This window comes from Romboutsia sp. 1001713B170131_170501_G6 (assembly GCF_015668195.1).
Classification (GTDB): Bacteria; Bacillota; Clostridia; order Peptostreptococcales; family Peptostreptococcaceae; genus Romboutsia_C.
The window spans coordinates 1-17327 of the sequence record NZ_JADPFC010000008.1 but is presented as its reverse complement, the minus strand read 5'-3'; the positions used below and the strand labels follow the sequence as shown (position 1 = coordinate 17327).

The following is a 17327-nucleotide window of genomic DNA, read 5'->3' as shown; positions in this document are numbered from 1 at the left end:
TTATGAATGAATATTAAGAAATTTTGTAAATAGGAGATGGGGAGAGCCATCTCCTACTTACGAATTGTGATTAGTAGGAAGGAGGATAACATATGGAATTTAAGCCACTTATAGGCATATCATATGAATTAATATTCCAGCTTATAAATACATTCCTAGTATTTGTAATATTAAAGAAACTTTTATTCAAACCGGTATTAGGAATAATCGAAGCTAGAGAAAAAGACATCAGAGAAAACTTAGCACAAGGAGAAGTTGCTAAGACAGAAGGTTTATCTTTAAAGAAAGAATATGAAGAAAAGATAATCTCAGCTAAAAATGAAGGTCAAGAAATAATAAAACAAGCTACATTAAGAGCAGAGCAAAAAGAATCTGAAATGATAGCTAATGCTAAAAATGAAGCACAAAATATAAGAGAAAAAGCTAATAAAGATATAGAACAAGAAAGACAAAAAGCTATGAATGAAATCAAAAACGATATATCTGATATAGCATTATTAGCAGCATCTAAAGTTATTGAGAAAGATATAGATAAATCTAAGCACAAGGATTTAATAGATAACTTTATAAAAGAGGTAGGCGAAGCTAAATGATGAATGTAGTCGCGAGTAGATATGCTGAAGCCTTATTTCAAGTAGGAGAAGAAACTAACACAACTGCTAGCTTAAACGAAGAATTAGTGGCAGTTGTGAACATATTAAAATCTAACGAAGATTTTTATAATGTTTTAAAATCTCCTCTTGTAGGAAAAGGAGAAAAGAAAGACTTATTAGATAAAGTTTTTCAAAATCAGTTGAGTGAAAATTTAAGCAATTTCTTAAAATTAATAATAGATAAAGATAGAGTTTCAGCTATAGAAGCTGTACAAAACTCATTTAAAGCATTATTAAATGAAAAGAACAATGTTTTAGAAGGAACTGCAATAACTGCAGTACCTATGTCTCAAGAAGAAATTAAAGAACTTGAGTTAAAACTTTCAAAAAAATACAACAAAAATGTTACTTTAGAAAACAACGTTGATGAATCTATACTAGGAGGAGTTCTAGTTAGACTTGGAAACGAAGAGATAGACGGAACTGTTAAAACTCGTTTAGCAGGAATGAAAAATATACTATCTCAAGTAATATCTTAGAATGGTGGTGAACCCATGAACTTAAGACCTGAAGAAATAAGTTCTATAATTAAAGAGCAAATAAAAAATTATGAGAATAAAGTTGAATTAACAGATACAGGTAGTGTTTTAAAAGTTGGGGACGGTATAGCTAGTGTTTACGGGCTAGAGAAAGCTATGGCTGGTGAATTATTAGAGTTCCCAGGAGAAGTATACGGAATGGCTCTTAACCTTGAAGAAGACATGGTTGGGGCAGTTATATTAGGTAACGACTCTGGAATAAAAGAAGGAGATATCGTTAAGAGAACTGGTAATATAGTTCAAGTTCCAGTTGGTGATGCTATGATAGGTAGAGTTGTAAACTCACTAGGGCAACCAGTTGATGGAAAAGGACCTATAAACACTAATAAATTTAGACCAGTTGAATCAGAAGCTACAGGAATAATGGCTAGAAAGTCAGTTCATGAGCCTCTACAAACAGGAATAAAAGCTATCGATGCCATGATACCAATAGGTAAAGGACAAAGAGAGCTTGTAATAGGTGACAGACAAACAGGTAAAACATCTATATGTATAGATACAATACTTAACCAAAAAGGTAAAGATGTTATATGTATATACGTTGCAATAGGACAAAAGCGTTCAACAGTTGCACAAGTTGTTAATACATTAGAAAAAGGCGGAGCTATGGACTATACAATAGTAGTATCTGCTACAGCATCTGAATCTGCACCACTTCAATTCTTAGCACCATATGCAGGAGTTGCTATGGGTGAAGAATTCATGTTCAACGGAAAACATGTATTAATAGTATACGATGACTTAACTAAGCATGCAGTTGCATACAGAGAAATGTCATTATTACTTAAGAGACCACCAGGACGTGAAGCTTATCCTGGGGATGTATTCTACTTACACTCAAGATTACTTGAAAGAGCAGCTAAATTATCTGATGAGTTAGGTGCAGGATCTATAACTGCATTACCTATAATAGAAACTCAAGGTGGAGACGTTTCTGCTTATATACCAACTAACGTTATATCAATAACAGATGGACAAATATACCTTGTACCAGAATTATTCTACTCAGGAATAAGACCGGCAGTTGACCCTGGTATATCAGTATCAAGAGTTGGTGGATCTGCTCAAATAAAATCAATGAAAAAAGTTGCAGGACCATTAAAACTTCTTTACTCTCAATATAAAGAACTTGCAGCATTCTCTCAATTTGGATCTGATTTAGATGAAGATACTAAGAAGAGACTTGCTCAAGGGGAAAGAATAGTTGAGGTTCTAAAACAAGGTGAACATCAACCTATGGACGTTAAAGACCAAGTAATAGCTATATTTGCAGTTGTAAACGACTTATTAGCAGATATACCTGTAAACAATGTAAAGAGATTTGAAGCAGAATTAATTGAATTCATAGATGCTAATTATCCACAAATAGGAGAAAAAATTCTTGCGAATGGAGATTTCACTCAAGAATTAACAAACGCTATAAACGATTTCAAGAAGAAATTTGTTATAGAAGCGTAATCCTTTTTAAAAAAGGAGGTAACCCAATTGGCAGGAGCTGGAATGAAAGAAATTAAAACTCGTATTGCCAGTGTTGAAAATACTAAGCAAATAACTAAAGCTATGGAATTAGTTGCTTCTTCAAAGTTTAGAAAAGCTAAGGAAAGAGCAGAAAGTTCTAAGCCATATTTTAATACTTTACAAGAAGCTGTTCAAAATATAGCTAAGAATACGAGTGGAGTTAAAAGTGAATTTCTCAAAGAAAGAGAAGTTAAAAATAAATGTTATATAGTTATAGCAGGAGATAGAGGACTTGCAGGAGGATACAACTCGAATGTATTTAAAGCATTAGTTGCAGAAACTCAAGGTTCTAATAATGTTAAGGTTGTAGCTATAGGAAAAAAAGCAAAAGAATTTGTTAGCAAGAGATCTTTTGATTTAGTCGGATCAATAGATTCTGTTGAAGATGTTAAGTATGAAGATATAATCGAAATATCTAATACTATAATGGATTCTTATCAAAACGGAGATATAGATGAAGTTAAGTTAATATATACAGAATTTGTCTCAGCATTAAGTCAAGAGCCAAGAGTAACTAGATTGTTACCAATAGCAGTAGATAAAGATAAAGAAGAGAAGAATAGTAGAGCTTCTGTTCAATATTTACCTTCTCCAGATGCTGTACTTGGTTTTATAGTACCTAAGTATGTTTCAGGAAGAATATATGGAGGTATAGCTGAAGCTTATGCTTCAGAACAAGCAGCAAGAAGAACTGCTATGGAATCAGCTACAGACAATGCTAATGAAATGATATCTAATTTAGAGTTACAATACAATAGAGCAAGACAAGCGGCAGTTACTCAGGAAATATCTGAGATAGTTGCGGGAGCTTCTTCAGCTCAATAATAAGGAGGTTAGGACATGGCAAATGTAGGTAAAATAGTTCAGGTTATCGGTCCAGTTGTTGACGTAAAGTTCGATGATGAAAAAAGCTTACCTAATCTATTAAATGCATTAGAGATAAAGCACGGAGATAAAAAAATAGTTATAGAAGTTGCACAACATGTTGGTGATGACACAGTTAGATGTATATCGATGAGTTCTACTGATGGACTTGTAAGAGGTATGGAAGTTGTTGATACAGGAGCTGCAATAAGTGTACCTGTAGGAGACGAAACTTTAGGAAGAATATTCAATGTATTAGGTGAACCAGTTGATGGTAAGGAAGCACCAAAAAATGCTCCTAAGAGTCCTATACATAGAGAAGCTCCAGCATTTGACGAATTAAAGCCAGGTGTTGAAATACTAGAAACAGGAATAAAAGTTGTTGACTTACTAGCACCATACTTAAAAGGTGGTAAAATCGGTCTATTCGGTGGAGCCGGAGTTGGTAAGACAGTTCTTATACAAGAGCTTATAAACAACATAGCTACTCAACACGGTGGTATATCAGTATTCGCAGGTGTTGGGGAAAGAACAAGAGAAGGTAATGACCTTTACGGTGAGATGAGCGAATCTGGAGTTATAAACAAGACTGCTCTAGTATTCGGACAAATGAACGAGCCACCTGGAGCAAGAATGAGAGTTGCTTTAACTGGTCTTACAATGGCTGAGCACTTCAGAGATCAAGAAGGACAAGACGTTTTATTATTCGTAGATAATATATTCCGTTTCACTCAAGCAGGATCTGAGGTTTCAGCATTACTTGGACGTACTCCATCAGCAGTTGGATACCAACCAACACTAGCTACTGAGATGGGTAAATTACAAGAGAGAATAACATCTACAAATAAAGGGTCTATAACATCAGTTCAGGCTGTATACGTACCTGCCGATGACTTAACTGACCCAGCACCAGCTACAACATTCACACACTTAGATGCTAAAACAGTTTTATCTAGACAAAAGGCGTCTCTAGGTATATTCCCAGCTGTTGACCCATTAGAGTCTACATCTAGAGTACTTGATCCAGCTGTAGTTGGAAAAGAACATTATGAAGTTGCAGTAGCTGTTCAATCTATACTTCAAAAGTATAAAGAACTTCAAGATATAATAGCTATACTTGGTATGGATGAATTATCTGATGAAGATAAGATAACAGTACAAAGAGCTAGAAAGATAGAGAGATTCTTATCTCAACCTTTCACAGTTGCTGAGCAATTCACAGGATTTGAAGGTAAGTATGTACCTGTTAAAGAAACTGTAAGAAGTTTCAAAGAAATATTAGAAGGTAAGCATGATAACTTACCAGAATCAGCATTCTTATTCGTAGGAAGTATAGAAGAGGCAGTTGCAAAAGCGAAGGAGAGTAGATAATAATGGCAAGCGAATTTGCGGTTAAAATTGTTACTCCTGATAAAATCTTCTATGAAGATAAAACAGAGATGATAATAGTTAGAACTACTGAAGGAGACAGAGGTATATTAAAAAACCATAGACCTTTAGTTGCAGGATTATCTGATGGAACTCTACGTCTAAAAAAAGAAGGTAAATTTAAAGAAGCAAAAATATCTGGGGGATTCATGCAAGTTGAAAAAGAACAAGCTGTTATTTTAACTGAATCTGCAGAGTGGTTATAAAAAAAGACTAGAGTTAAACTCTAGTCTTTTTATTTTGAAAAACATCAGTACTAATAGAAAATTCTAATAAATCTATTAAAAATAATTCTACTGTAGTATTATAATAGGCATATGACAGGATTTTATAATGTTGAGTTGAATATATTTATATATACGCAATAAAATAATACTATAATAGGAACCGGAGGCATCTATGAATATATTAGATATTGGTATAGATATAGTGGAGATAGGAAGAATAAAAGAAGCTATAAATAAAAATAATAGATTTTTAGAAAAAATATTTACGGAAAATGAAATAGAGTATTTTAAATCTAATAATTTTAGAGTTGAAAGTATAGCAGGGAATTTTTCAGCAAAAGAAGCTATAAGCAAGTCTTTAGGGACAGGGATAAGAAATTTTAATTTTAAAGATATAGAAATATTAAGGAATGAAATAGGAAAGCCTATAGTTAAAACCTATAATAATTTAGAGAAGATATGCATAGACTATAATGTTTTAGAAATAAAAGTATCTATATCTCATTGTAAAGAATATGCGGTAGCTAATGCTATAACTATAATTAAGGAGTGATATTATGAACAATAAAATAGCTAAGGACATAATGACAACAGATGTAATAGTAGTAAATAGAGAAGAAAGTATAGTTAATGTTGCAAAGTTACTAATTAAAGAAAGAATAGGAGGGGTACCTGTAGTAGATGAAGATAATAAGGTAGTAGGTATTATTTCTGAGACAGATATAATGAAGAAAGAACAGCATGTAGAAGCTCCTCATATAATTAACTTTTTCCAAGGGTTAATATTTTTAGATGATTACAAAAAAATGGAAGAAGAATTTAAAGAAGTAGCAGCATACAAAGTAAAGGACTTAATGTCAACTGATATAGTAACTGTAAATGAAGAAGATAACTTTGATGATGTAGCTAACATTATGATAAAGAAATCGGTAAATAGAGTTCCAGTAGTAGATAAAGAACATAAATTAAAAGGAATTATATGTAGATACGATATAATCAGAGCTATGTATAATGAATAAGAATTAATATAGGAGGATTTTGTGAGAAGTAAGCTAACGCTACTAGCAGTGCTTATGATAAGTATGCTAGTTATTATTGTAGGTTGCCAAAAAAGGCAATTAACTAAAGAAGAGGCCTATGAAGAATTTCAAAAGGTAATAGCTGAAATTGATTCATACACATGTAGGGCTGAAGTAGAAGTAGTTGGCAATAAGAGTTCACATAATTACGTATTTATTCATAATTATAATAAGCCAGATAATTATAAATTAGAGTTAGTATCACCAGAACATTTAAAAGGTAAAACTATTGAATACAAATCAGATAAAATAATAGTAAAAAACCCCGGAATAAAAGATGAAATTGAACTACCTAATGTAGGTGAAAATGATCAAAATATGTTTATTGGGGATTTTATAAAAAATTACCTGCAAAGTGAAGAAGTTGATATAAAATTATCTGATGGTAGTCTTGCCTTAGAAACGTACATACCAGGTGAAGATGAATATTTTAATAAACAAATATTGTATATTAATATTAAGACTAAACAACCAGAAAAAATGGAAATAATAGATTCTAAAGGAATGATTAGATTCACTATTACTTACCAAGACTTTCAATATGAAAAGTAAGGGGGAACTAAAGAAATGAACAAAATAACAGCGCCAACATGGGCAGAGATAAATCTAGACAATATCAAATTTAACCTTGATAATATAAAAAAATCCTTAAAGGAAAATACAAAAATTTGTGGTGTGCTAAAGGCTAATGCCTATGGGCACGGTTCAGTACCGATTGCAAAATTATTAGAGAAAGAAAATGTTGATTATATAGCAGTAGCTAGATTAGAAGAAGGGATAGAATTAAGACAAAACAAAATAATGCTTCCTATACTTTGTCTAGGATATATTCCTAAAGAAGCATTAGCAACTGCTATAAACAATAATATAACTATTACTATTTACTCAGTAGAAATGGCTCAAAAACTTAATGATATCGCCAAGAATATAGGTAAACATGCTAAAATCCATATTAAAATTGATACAGGTATGTCAAGGATAGGATTTATATCTAACTCCCAATCAATAAATGATATAAAATCGATAAATGATTTAGAGTTTGTAGATATTGAAGGTATCTTTACACACTTTGCTACAGCAGATGAAAAAAGTAAGGAATTCACTAAACTTCAAGTACAAAGATTTAAATATATGGTTGAAGGGTTAGAAGCTGTAGATATAAACATACCTATAAAACATGTATCAAATAGTGCTGCAATTATAGATATACCAGAGTTGAATCTTAATATGGTAAGATGTGGAATAATATTATACGGTCATTATCCATCAGAAGAAGTAGATAGAGAAATTATTCAATTAAAGCCTGCAATGACTTTAAAAACGAGAGTAGCTCATATAAAAGATGTGGATAAAGGTACTGGGATAAGTTATGGATTAAAGTATAGAAGTGATAAAACAGAAAAAATCGCAACTATACCTATAGGATATGCAGATGGATTTTCTAGAATACAAAAAAATCCTAAGGTGATGATTAAAGGAAGTATATTTGATGTTATAGGTAGAATATGTATGGATCAGTGTATGGTCAAAATTAACAAGAATATAGACATAAAAATTGGCGATGAGGTTATAATATTTGGGGAAGAGAAATTGACAGCAGAAGATGTAGCAAAAAGCCTAGAGACTATAAACTATGAAGTTTTATGTATGGTATCAAGAAGAGTAGATAGAATCTATATGGAAAGAAATGCAATTTTACAATCAGATAGTTATTTGATAAAATAATAATGATAGTATACCCCGGGAGGCGATTTTGTGCACAAAAAAAGTAAGGAAAAGATAGTATTTACTTTACCGGATTCCCTCGTTTCTGAGGTAGACCATATCGTTGAGATGGAGAATAGTAATAGAGAAGATTTTGCAAAGGCTGCCTTTCAATTTTATATAACTCAAAAGAGAAAAATAGACATAAAAGAGTCTATGATCAAAGGTTATAAAGAAATGGGGCAAATTAATCTATCGCTGGCTGAACTAGGTATGACAGATGAAGTATCTTCTGAGGATTGTATGGAAGGGAAGATAGCCCAGGGTGAGTATTAACCTAGACATAAAGCGAGGAGATTTGTACTACGCTGATTTAAGCCCTGTTGTCGGATCGGAACAAGGTGGAGTTCGTCCTGTTTTAATTATACAGAATGATATAGGAAATAAATATAGTCCAACGGTAATAATAGCTGCTATAACATCACAGATTAACAAGGCGAAATTACCAACACATATAGAAATTAGTGCGAACGAATATGGGCTTAATAAAGATTCTGTTATTCTCTTAGAACAGATACGGACTATAGACAAAAAAAGGTTAAGAGAAAAAATTGGTTGTCTAGATGATAATATGATGGTAAAAGTTGACAGTAGTCTTCAGATAAGTCTAGGACTATTTGCGTTATAAAATTATTGGTATTATTTTTAATATCAATAATTTTTTTTGCTAAAAATGAAATGTTATATATTAAATAATTAAAAAAGTGTACTATAAATAGTTTTTCATATAAAATTTGATATATAATAATTATAATTATCTAAAAAATATATCAAAATGCATAAAAAGTATACGTAATATATCCAAATTAAAAAAATAAAGTAAAAAAAATCTATAAAAGTGATATAATAATATGAGATTACAAAAATATATTACATAAGTAATATTTACTTTATAAAAAACAGGGAGGTAATTACATGAGAGACCATAAGGGATTAAATGAGATTGCACGTATTATCAGAAAAGATATAGTCTCTATGATACATGAATCTAAATCTGGACATCCAGGAGGATCATTATCAGCTGTAGAAATATTAACAGCTCTTTACTTTAATGAAATGAATATAGATCCTAATAATAGCAAGATGGAAGATAGAGATAGATTTGTTTTATCTAAAGGGCATGCAGCACCAGTACTTTATGCAACTTTAGCTCAAAAGGGTTACTTTGCTAGAGAAGAATTAATGAAGCTGAGAAAAATAAATAGTATGCTACAAGGGCATCCTGATATGAAGGGAATACCTGGAGTTGATATGTCAACTGGTTCATTAGGACAAGGTTTTTCAGCAGCTTGTGGTATGGCTATGGCATCTAAATTAGATAATGCACCATGGAGAGTGTATACTATACTTGGGGATGGAGAGGTTCAAGAAGGAATAGTTTGGGAAGCTGCTATGAGTGCAGCCCACTATAAACTTGATAATATGGTAGCATTCTTAGATTACAATGGTCTTCAAATAGATGGAGCAGTAGAGAAAGTTATGAACATAGGTCCTATAGTAGATAAGTTTAAAGCTTTCGGATGGAATGTAATAGAAATAGATGGACATGATTTCGATCAAATTTTTGCAGCTTTAGATATGGCTAAAGAAACAGTAGGAAAGCCAACAATGATAATTGCAAAGACTATAAAAGGTAAAGGTGTATCTTTTATGGAAAATGAAGCTGGATGGCATGGAACAGCTCCAAGTGATAGTGACTTAGAAAAAGCCTTAGAAGAATTAGGGGGTGCAGATAATGAGTAAGATAGCAACTAGAGAAGCATATGGAAAAGCATTAGTTAAATTAGGACAAGTAAATGATAATGTTGTAGTATTAGATGCAGATTTATCAAAATCAACTAAGACAAATGATTTTTACAAGACATTCCCGGATAGATTCTTTAATATGGGTATAGCTGAACAAAACCTAATAGGTGCAGCTTGTGGATTTGCTGCAGCTGGTAAAATACCTTTTGCAAGTAGCTTTGCTATGTTTGCTACAGGAAGAGCTTTCGAAGTTATAAGAAACTCTGCTTGTTATCCAAAGTTAAACGTAAAGGTTTGTGCTACTCATGCTGGTATAACAGTAGGAGAAGATGGAGCAACACATCAAAGTGTAGAAGATATAGCTATAATGAGAAGTATACCTAATATGACAGTTATGGTTCCAGCTGACGGTGTAGAAGCAGAACAAATGATATTTGAAGCAGCTAAAGTTTACGGGCCTATGTATGTTCGTTTAGGAAGAAGTGCAGTTCCTACAATATTTGATGAAAATTATAAATTTGAAATAGGAAAAGGTACAATAGTTAGAGAGGGTAATGACTTAACTATAATAGCTTGTGGAATAATGGTTAATGAAGCTATAATAGCATCAGAAGTTTTAAAATCAGAAGGCATAAATGCTAGAGTTATAAACATGTCTACTATAAAACCTATAGATAAAGAATTAATAATAACTGCTGCTAAAGAAACTGGTGCAATAGTAACAGCTGAAGAGCATAGTATATTAGGTGGACTAGGTTCAGCAGTAAGTGAAGTTGTTACTGAAGAATGTCCAGTTGTAGTTAAAAAAGTAGGTATAAATGATACTTTCGGAGAATCAGGTACACCTGCTGAATTAGTAAAAAAATACGGATTAACATCTGATGATATAGTTAAAGCTGCTAAGGAAGCGATAGCTAAGAAATAATACAAAAAGGATATAGCATATGCTATATCCTTTTTATATTATCAAATTTATCTACTATAAAAGATTTTATATTCTTGTTATATTTCACTAAATACATATCATATAATAACATTCCTTATAAAATAGAAGGTAAAATCCAATTAGTTTTGTATCTTAAATAATTCAATAAACTTTAAAATGTTGTATTTTAGTAATAAATATGGCTTTTGGAGGTATGAATATATTTGCCAATACGTAAATTGAGCAAGCGAATTTTTATGAGACTTTTTGAAGTATACTAATAAATAATATTCTAAGGCTCGTATAAATTTCATATATTAAAATATATGGGGGTGAAATAAATGAATATAAAATTTAATGTAAAGGGAGTTATATATGGAGTACTTCTATTAATACTAGTAATAGGTGGTTTTATAGTAATCCCAAATATGTTCATGGAAAAATCAAAGCCAGTAGATTACACTATAGTACAAAGAGAATCTATACCAGAAAAGATACTGGACATGATGGACAAATATACAGATGAAGAAAGAGCTTTGGCTGTAAAGTTAAACGAAAAGATATATGTTATTGTAACTAGAGGTAAAGATAATGAAAAGGGAATAGAGATGAATAAAATAGAAATGGTTCAAGAGGATGATAAAAATTTAATGAAAGTAAAAATTTCATATAAAGAAAAAGAAAAATCATATCCGTACATAGTTGTAGAAACTAATTTAACTGACCTTCCTGATAATATTGAATTAAATGCAACTGAGGAATAACATATTACACATTATATTAATAAAATTTAGAAAAATAAACACGTACATAAACTAATAAAAGTCACCTTAAAATACTTTAAGGTGACTTTTTATACCTAAAATATATTTTTTAATTTTAAATAAAATAATTAAATTAGAAGTATTCATTAAAAAAATTATTATTATTGCGTATTAACTAATTATTTATCAATAAGCGGGGAAAAATAAAATTTAACATAATATGAAGAGGTGAATGATTGTTGAATATAGATAAATATAAAGTTAGAATAGAAGACTTAAAGCCCAGTTCATTGATAGAGAATCTATCATTTAGTACTACAGAAGAGATAGATTCTAAAAGGGAAATAATAGGTCAAGATAGAGCGGTAAAGGCAATTGAATTTGGACTTAAGATGAAAAAAAGTGGATATAACATATATGTTTCAGGTACAAGTGGTTTAGGAAGGGTTAATTACACTAGTGAACTTATAAAAAAGTATGCTAGCAATAATAAAAAAAATGATAATAGAGATTGGGTATATGTAAATAACTTCAAAAACTTTAATGAACCTACAGCTTTATCTTTCAAAGCAGGTGTAGGAAAAATATTTAAAGAAGATATAGAAGAAATAATTCAAAAATTAAAGAGTGACATACCTAAATTATTTAATTCAAAAGAATATGAATATCATAGTAGAATACTTATGAGTGAACTTGAAAATAATATTCAAGTAATAATATCAGAGTTAAATGAATTTGCCAAGCCTAGAGGATTTAAGTTTGAAGTTACAGAAAGGGGACTTGTTAGTATTCCAATAAAAGAAGATGGAACGTTAATGCAAGAACAAGAACTAGGTAAATTAACTCCTACAGAAATCAATAAATTAAGAGAAGAGGGGCTTAAGCTAAATCAAGATAGCAAGGATTATATAGATAAGATAAAAAATTGTGAAGATGATTATAAAAATAAAACTATTGATTTAGATAAGAATGTAGGAAGAAGTTTAGTTGGATTTTACGGTAAATACTTACTAGATAAGTATGGAAAAGAAGAAAAAACACAAAGATATATAAATGATTTATGTAATGATATAGTTAATAATATAGATAAATTTAAGGATAAAAGTGAAGATAATCAACAAAATCCTATGGCATTATTTAATATGATGGGCCATAAAAATGATGATAAGTTTTTTAATAAATACAAAGTAAATTTATTTATAGATAATAGTGAGTGTGAAGATTGTAAGATAATAATAGAAAGTAATCCTACATACTATAATTTGATAGGGTGTATAGAGTATAAAAATGAGATAGGAGCTTTAACAACCAGTTTTACGGAAATAAAGCCAGGAGCCTTACATAAGGCAAATGGAGGATACTTAATCATAAATGTAAAAGATTTATTATCAAATCCTTTTTCTTGGGATTGCCTAAAGAGAAGTTTAAAAACAGGGAAGATATCAATAGAATCTCTTAATAAACAATATGGATATTTAGTAACATCTACATTAAAGCCAGAACCAATAGATTTAGATGTGAAAGTCATATTAATAGGAGATAGTCGTTATTATGGACTTTTATACTCATATGAAGAAGATTTTAGAAATCTGTTTAAAGTAATGGCTGACTTTGATATAGAAATAGATAAAAATGATGAAAATATATATAAGACAATTGAGCTAATAGCTAATACTTGTAACAATGAAAAATTAAAACATTTCAAAAAGGATGCAGTTGAAAAGGTAATAGAATATAGTATTAAGTTAAGTGACAGTAAGGATAAATTAACAGCAAGAGTTAGTAATATAATAGATTTAGTATATGAGTCAGAGGCTATAAGTGACGATAGTGAGTTATATGTCACTGCAAAAGATGTTCAAAATGCAATAGAGCAAAAAGTATATAGAAATAATAAATATGAAGAAAAATTAAATGAGATGTTTGAAGACAAAACTCTGTTAATTGATATAGAAGGAGAGAAAATAGGTCAAATTAATGGATTAGCTGTCATGGGAACAGGTGAATATTCATTTGGGAAGCCGTCAAAAATAACAGCATCTACTTATAGGGGAAGACAAGGTGTAATAAATATTGAAAGAGAAATAAAGCAAAGTGGAAGTATTCATGATAAAGGAGTTTTAATATTAAGTGGATATTTAGGAGAAAGGTATGGAAAAGAGAGACCATTATCTATAACTACATCAATAACTTTTGAACAAAACTATAGTGGTGTAGATGGAGATAGTGCATCTAGTACTGAATTATACGCTATAATATCTAGTATAGCTAATATACCTATAAAACAAAGTATTGCAGTAACAGGTTCTGTTAGTCAAAAAGGAGAGATACAACCTATAGGTGGAGTGAATCAAAAGATTGAAGGGTTCTTTGATGTATGTAAGCTAAAAGGCTTCTCTCAAAAACAAGGTGTTATGATTCCGATACAAAATGTTAAGAATTTAATACTAAAAGATGAGATAGTGGAAGCTGTAAAAGCTGGAACTTTTAGTATATATGCAATAAGCAGTATAGAAGAAGGTTTAGAGATACTTACAGGTAAGACTATAGATGAAATAGATAATATAGTTAAAGATAAGCTTGAGAGTTTAAGACAAATAGATAAAAAAGATGGAGATGATAAAAAGGAATAAAAAATACTAAGGGTTAAAACATTAATGTTTTAACCCTTAGTATTTTTTTAAATTAATTTTATTTAAAATCTATTAGGTGTAAGTATTTGGCTTTCTGTAATTATATAGTCAAGTTGAGCATCATGATCTTCCTTAGGAACAGAATCAAAAATTTGTAAATCAAAAGCAATTCCTACTGTGATAGCATCTTCTCTTAACCTTTCTATAAATCTATCATAAAAGCCACCGCCATATCCGAGTCTATAGCAATCTTTATCATAAGCGACAGCTGGAACTATTACTACATCTATATCTTTAACCTCTACTTCTGGGGAGCACTCAGGCTTTGGTTCTCTTATTCCGTAAGCACCGATTTTTACTCCATCTTTTAAATCAATTATTTGAGATGGTATTAATTTTTTTTCTTCTTTAATCGTTATAGGAGATGAGACAGTTTTACCTAAAGAAAGAAGCTTAATTATAAGTTCATCTGTTTTAACTTCATTATTAAAATCAAGATAAAGCATAATATTTTTAGCTGTTTTTATACAATCTAAAGCTAATACTTTTTGAGTTATTATCGATGAGTTTTTACATAAAGATTCATAACTTTGGTTATTTCTATCAGAAATAACTTTCTTTCTAAATTCCTTTTTCATAAAATCTACCCCTTTTACTATGATATAATATGGATATGTACCCATTATAAATTTTAGTACATAAGCTAAAAACTAAGCAACAAAAATAGAAATGGTAATAAAAAGAATAGCTAGTCATATAATATATACTAGATTAGATAAAGGAGATGCCTAGAATGATATCAAAGAAAAGAGCTATCGTGTATGGAATAGTTTTAGTAATAGTAACGGCTTTATTTACCTCTACCTTGCAAATAGGATTGGGTAATAAGGTTGTAGTGTCGAAAGATTTATATGAAAAATATAGTAAGTACAATAAGATGATAGGGCTAGAAGGAGCTATAAAAGAAGACTTCTATCAAAAAACTAAAGATGATAAATTAGTTAATGGGGCTATAAAAGGAATGTTTTCGGGATTAGATGATCCATACTCTCAGTACTACACAAAAGAGGAGTTTAAAAGGCTTAAGGAACAAACAAGTGGGTCCTTTGTTGGTATAGGTGTAATAATAAGTCCTTCTCCAGATGATGACTACTTAACAGTAGTATCTCCTATACAAGGTTCTCCGGCAGAAAAAAGTGGAGTAGAAGCGGGAGACAAGATAGTAAAGGTAGATGGAAAGAATGTTTTTGCTAAAAATTCAGATGAAGCAATTAGTATGATAAAAGGTAAAGAGGGTACAACTGTAGAATTAACTTTAAAAAGAGATGGTAAGGAATTTGATGTTAAAGTTAAAAGAGAAGAAATTGTTTCAAAAAGCGTAGAGGGTAAGATGCTAGAAGATAAGATAGGATATGTAAGAATAACTTCTTTTAGTGAAAATACATATAAAGAATTTAAGACTGCACTAGATAGATTGAAATCAGAAGGAATGAAGGGTTTAATATTAGATGTAAGGGATAATGGTGGAGGACTATTAAATATATGTAAAGATATAGCCGATGAGTTAATAGGAGAAGGAACTATAGTTTATACTAAAGACAATAAAGGAAATACAGAATACTTAAAATCAGATAAAGATAAGCTAGGATTGCCAATAGCTATTTTAACTAATGAGAATAGTGCATCAGCATCAGAAATATTAACAGGAGCTATTATAGATAATAAAGCTGGTATTTCAATAGGAACTACAACTTTTGGTAAAGGTTTAGTACAAAGTGTAAGAGAGCTTAAAGATGGTACAGGTTTTAAATTAACCACTGCTCAATATTTTACTCCTAATGGAGATTATATAAATGAAAAAGGAATAAAACCAACTATAGAAGTCAAAGATACTGAAAAGCAATTAGATGCAGCTATTGATTGGATGAAAAAGGAAATAAAATAGAATATACCAATAAAAACAGGCATAAAATATAAAAAGTGCCTGTTTTTTAATGAAAAATATAATTAAAATTTATAAGAAAATATAATGTAAAAATATAACATATTATAAAGAATTAAAATATAAAATATGAATATATTTAAGAAATTTTGTATATTATATAGAAGGGAATATTAATTAAATATAGAATTAATATATTAAGTTTATAATTAAAATAGGAAGTGGTTATTATGAAGAAAAACAGAGGGAAAGTTGTTAACTTCAATGAATATAAAGCGCATAAAAAACAAATGGAAGTAGATAGAGTGGAATTATTAAACCTTATAAAGAAGCTAGTTACTACAAAATAGAGAGTGTGAAAACTCTCTATTTTTGTAGTTTAATAACTAATTTTAAAATTTAAAATGAAAAATAAAATTAGTTATGACATCTTTAAATCATTGATATATCCTTGGAATTGATTGAATTCATTTTCATCTGATATCTCAATGGTTTGGGAGTCCTCAGAATCAAAATTCTTAAGATATATAGTATAATTATTATCTGTACAATTATGGTAAATACATCTGTAACCATCCTCATATAAATCTTTGATTTTGTTGAAAGTAGACATAAAATTTGTTAGCTATAATTATATATAGCATCTCCTTTCTTAGAGTTTATACAAGTATATAAAGTTGTATTTATTTAATATTTTATGAAATTTAAGAATTAATATTCAACATCGTGGATAATATATATGTAAACATTAGTATATAAAGTAATTTAAATGAAAAGATAAATTAAATTAGAAAAAAATAAAAAAAGCATTGACGAAATAAATTTGAGATGGTATAGTTATACTTGTCCTTGAGCAAAGGGCAAACAAAAAAGAAAAACAACAGAAAAAAGTTGACAAAGTAAAATTACTTTGGTAAACTGAAGAAGTTGTAAAAAGAGTAGCGCCGACACAGTCGCTTAAAATGAACTTTGAAAATTAAACAGTAGGTTAATTTATATAACTAAAATGATTCTTTAAAGAATCGAATACAACCAAGCCAGATATTCAAATAATGATAGTCTGAGCAGGTAACAACTTTTATTTGAGAGTTTGATCCTGGCTCAGGATGAACGCTGGCGGCGTGCCTAACACATGCAAGTCGAGCGATTCACTTCGGTGAAGAGCGGCGGACGGGTGAGTAACGCGTGGGTAACCTGCCCTGTACACACGGATAACATACCGAAAGGTATGCTAATACGGGATAA

The 17327-nt window shown here is 30.3% G+C and carries 18 protein-coding genes and 1 rRNA gene; 18 read left to right on the top strand and 1 reads right to left on the bottom strand.

All coding sequences use genetic code 11. The features are described 5' to 3' along the window. Positions 1-92 precede the first annotated feature (92 nt). The 16 genes from atpF to I4U89_RS13080 all read left to right on the top strand — a co-directional run bounded on the left by atpF (position 93) and on the right by I4U89_RS13080 (position 14140). Positions 93-593, top strand: a complete 501-nt coding sequence (gene atpF, locus I4U89_RS13155) for a F0F1 ATP synthase subunit B (protein ID WP_092921401.1) — start codon at positions 93-95, stop codon at positions 591-593. Continuing rightward, entirely contained in the window at positions 590-1132 is a 543-nt protein-coding gene (locus I4U89_RS13150) for a F0F1 ATP synthase subunit delta (protein ID WP_092921400.1), read from the top strand. Before atpF ends, I4U89_RS13150 begins: the two co-directional genes overlap by 4 nt. Before the next feature lie 15 nt (positions 1133-1147). Next, positions 1148-2650 (top strand): F0F1 ATP synthase subunit alpha, encoded by a 1503-nt coding sequence (gene atpA, locus I4U89_RS13145; protein WP_195940796.1) that lies wholly within the window; start codon positions 1148-1150, stop codon positions 2648-2650. Between the two features lie 27 nt (positions 2651-2677). Further along, positions 2678-3535, top strand: coding sequence for an ATP synthase F1 subunit gamma (gene atpG / locus I4U89_RS13140; RefSeq protein ID WP_195940795.1), 858 nt, complete (start codon positions 2678-2680; stop codon positions 3533-3535). 15 nt (positions 3536-3550) lie between these two features. Further along, a complete protein-coding gene (gene atpD, locus I4U89_RS13135; RefSeq protein ID WP_195940794.1) occupies positions 3551-4945 on the top strand; it encodes a F0F1 ATP synthase subunit beta in 1395 nt (464 codons plus the stop codon). Positions 4946-4947: 2 nt separating this feature from the next. Next, positions 4948-5208: an ATP synthase F1 subunit epsilon gene (gene atpC, locus I4U89_RS13130; protein ID WP_092921396.1), complete on the top strand. Its 261-nt coding sequence runs from the start codon at positions 4948-4950 to the stop codon at positions 5206-5208. Positions 5209-5401: 193 nt separating this feature from the next. Then, positions 5402-5782, top strand: a complete 381-nt coding sequence (acpS, locus tag I4U89_RS13125) for a holo-ACP synthase (protein ID WP_092921394.1) — start codon at positions 5402-5404, stop codon at positions 5780-5782. Between the two features lie 4 nt (positions 5783-5786). Next, positions 5787-6248 carry a CBS domain-containing protein gene (locus I4U89_RS13120; protein WP_195940793.1) on the top strand — a complete coding sequence of 154 codons (462 nt, stop codon included), beginning with the start codon at positions 5787-5789 and terminating at the stop codon, positions 6246-6248. Positions 6249-6269: 21 nt separating this feature from the next. Then, positions 6270-6860, top strand: coding sequence for a germination lipoprotein GerS (gerS, locus tag I4U89_RS13115; protein ID WP_195940792.1), 591 nt, complete (start codon positions 6270-6272; stop codon positions 6858-6860). Between the two features lie 15 nt (positions 6861-6875). Further along, positions 6876-8033, top strand: a complete 1158-nt coding sequence (alr, locus tag I4U89_RS13110) for an alanine racemase (RefSeq protein WP_195940791.1) — start codon at positions 6876-6878, stop codon at positions 8031-8033. A gap of 30 nt (positions 8034-8063) precedes the next feature. After that, positions 8064-8348, top strand: coding sequence for a ribbon-helix-helix protein, CopG family (locus I4U89_RS13105; protein ID WP_195940790.1), 285 nt, complete (start codon positions 8064-8066; stop codon positions 8346-8348). Beyond that, on the top strand, positions 8338-8700 hold the full coding sequence (locus I4U89_RS13100) for a type II toxin-antitoxin system PemK/MazF family toxin (RefSeq protein WP_092921385.1): 363 nt from the start codon (positions 8338-8340) through the stop codon (positions 8698-8700). The genes I4U89_RS13105 and I4U89_RS13100 overlap by 11 nt, the downstream gene beginning before the upstream one ends. Before the next feature lie 287 nt (positions 8701-8987). Then, the gene (locus I4U89_RS13095; protein ID WP_195940789.1) at positions 8988-9815 is read left to right on the top strand and encodes a transketolase; all 828 of its coding nucleotides are present in this window, start codon (positions 8988-8990) and stop codon (positions 9813-9815) included. Beyond that, complete coding sequence (locus tag I4U89_RS13090; RefSeq protein ID WP_195940788.1) at positions 9808-10743, top strand: transketolase family protein; 936 nt, start codon at positions 9808-9810, stop codon at positions 10741-10743. Before I4U89_RS13095 ends, I4U89_RS13090 begins: the two co-directional genes overlap by 8 nt. A 341-nt stretch (positions 10744-11084) precedes the next feature. After that, positions 11085-11507 (top strand): hypothetical protein, encoded by a 423-nt coding sequence (locus I4U89_RS13085; RefSeq protein ID WP_195940787.1) that lies wholly within the window; start codon positions 11085-11087, stop codon positions 11505-11507. A 239-nt stretch (positions 11508-11746) separates the two neighbouring features. After that, positions 11747-14140, top strand: a complete 2394-nt coding sequence (locus tag I4U89_RS13080; protein WP_195940786.1) for a Lon protease family protein — start codon at positions 11747-11749, stop codon at positions 14138-14140. Positions 14141-14202: 62 nt separating this feature from the next. On the opposite strand, the gene I4U89_RS13075 is transcribed toward I4U89_RS13080, so the two are convergent. After that, positions 14203-14778: a 5-formyltetrahydrofolate cyclo-ligase gene (locus I4U89_RS13075; RefSeq protein ID WP_195940785.1), complete on the bottom strand. Its 576-nt coding sequence runs from the start codon at positions 14776-14778 to the stop codon at positions 14203-14205. Between the two features lie 155 nt (positions 14779-14933). Here I4U89_RS13075 and I4U89_RS13070 point away from each other — a divergent pair, with 155 nt between their 5' ends. Together I4U89_RS13070 and I4U89_RS13065 are read left to right on the top strand one after the other, a co-directional pair. Beyond that, positions 14934-16085: a S41 family peptidase gene (locus tag I4U89_RS13070; RefSeq protein ID WP_195940784.1), complete on the top strand. Its 1152-nt coding sequence runs from the start codon at positions 14934-14936 to the stop codon at positions 16083-16085. A gap of 1075 nt (positions 16086-17160) precedes the next feature. Then, a 16S ribosomal RNA gene (locus tag I4U89_RS13065) occupies positions 17161-17327 on the top strand; the annotation flags it as partial.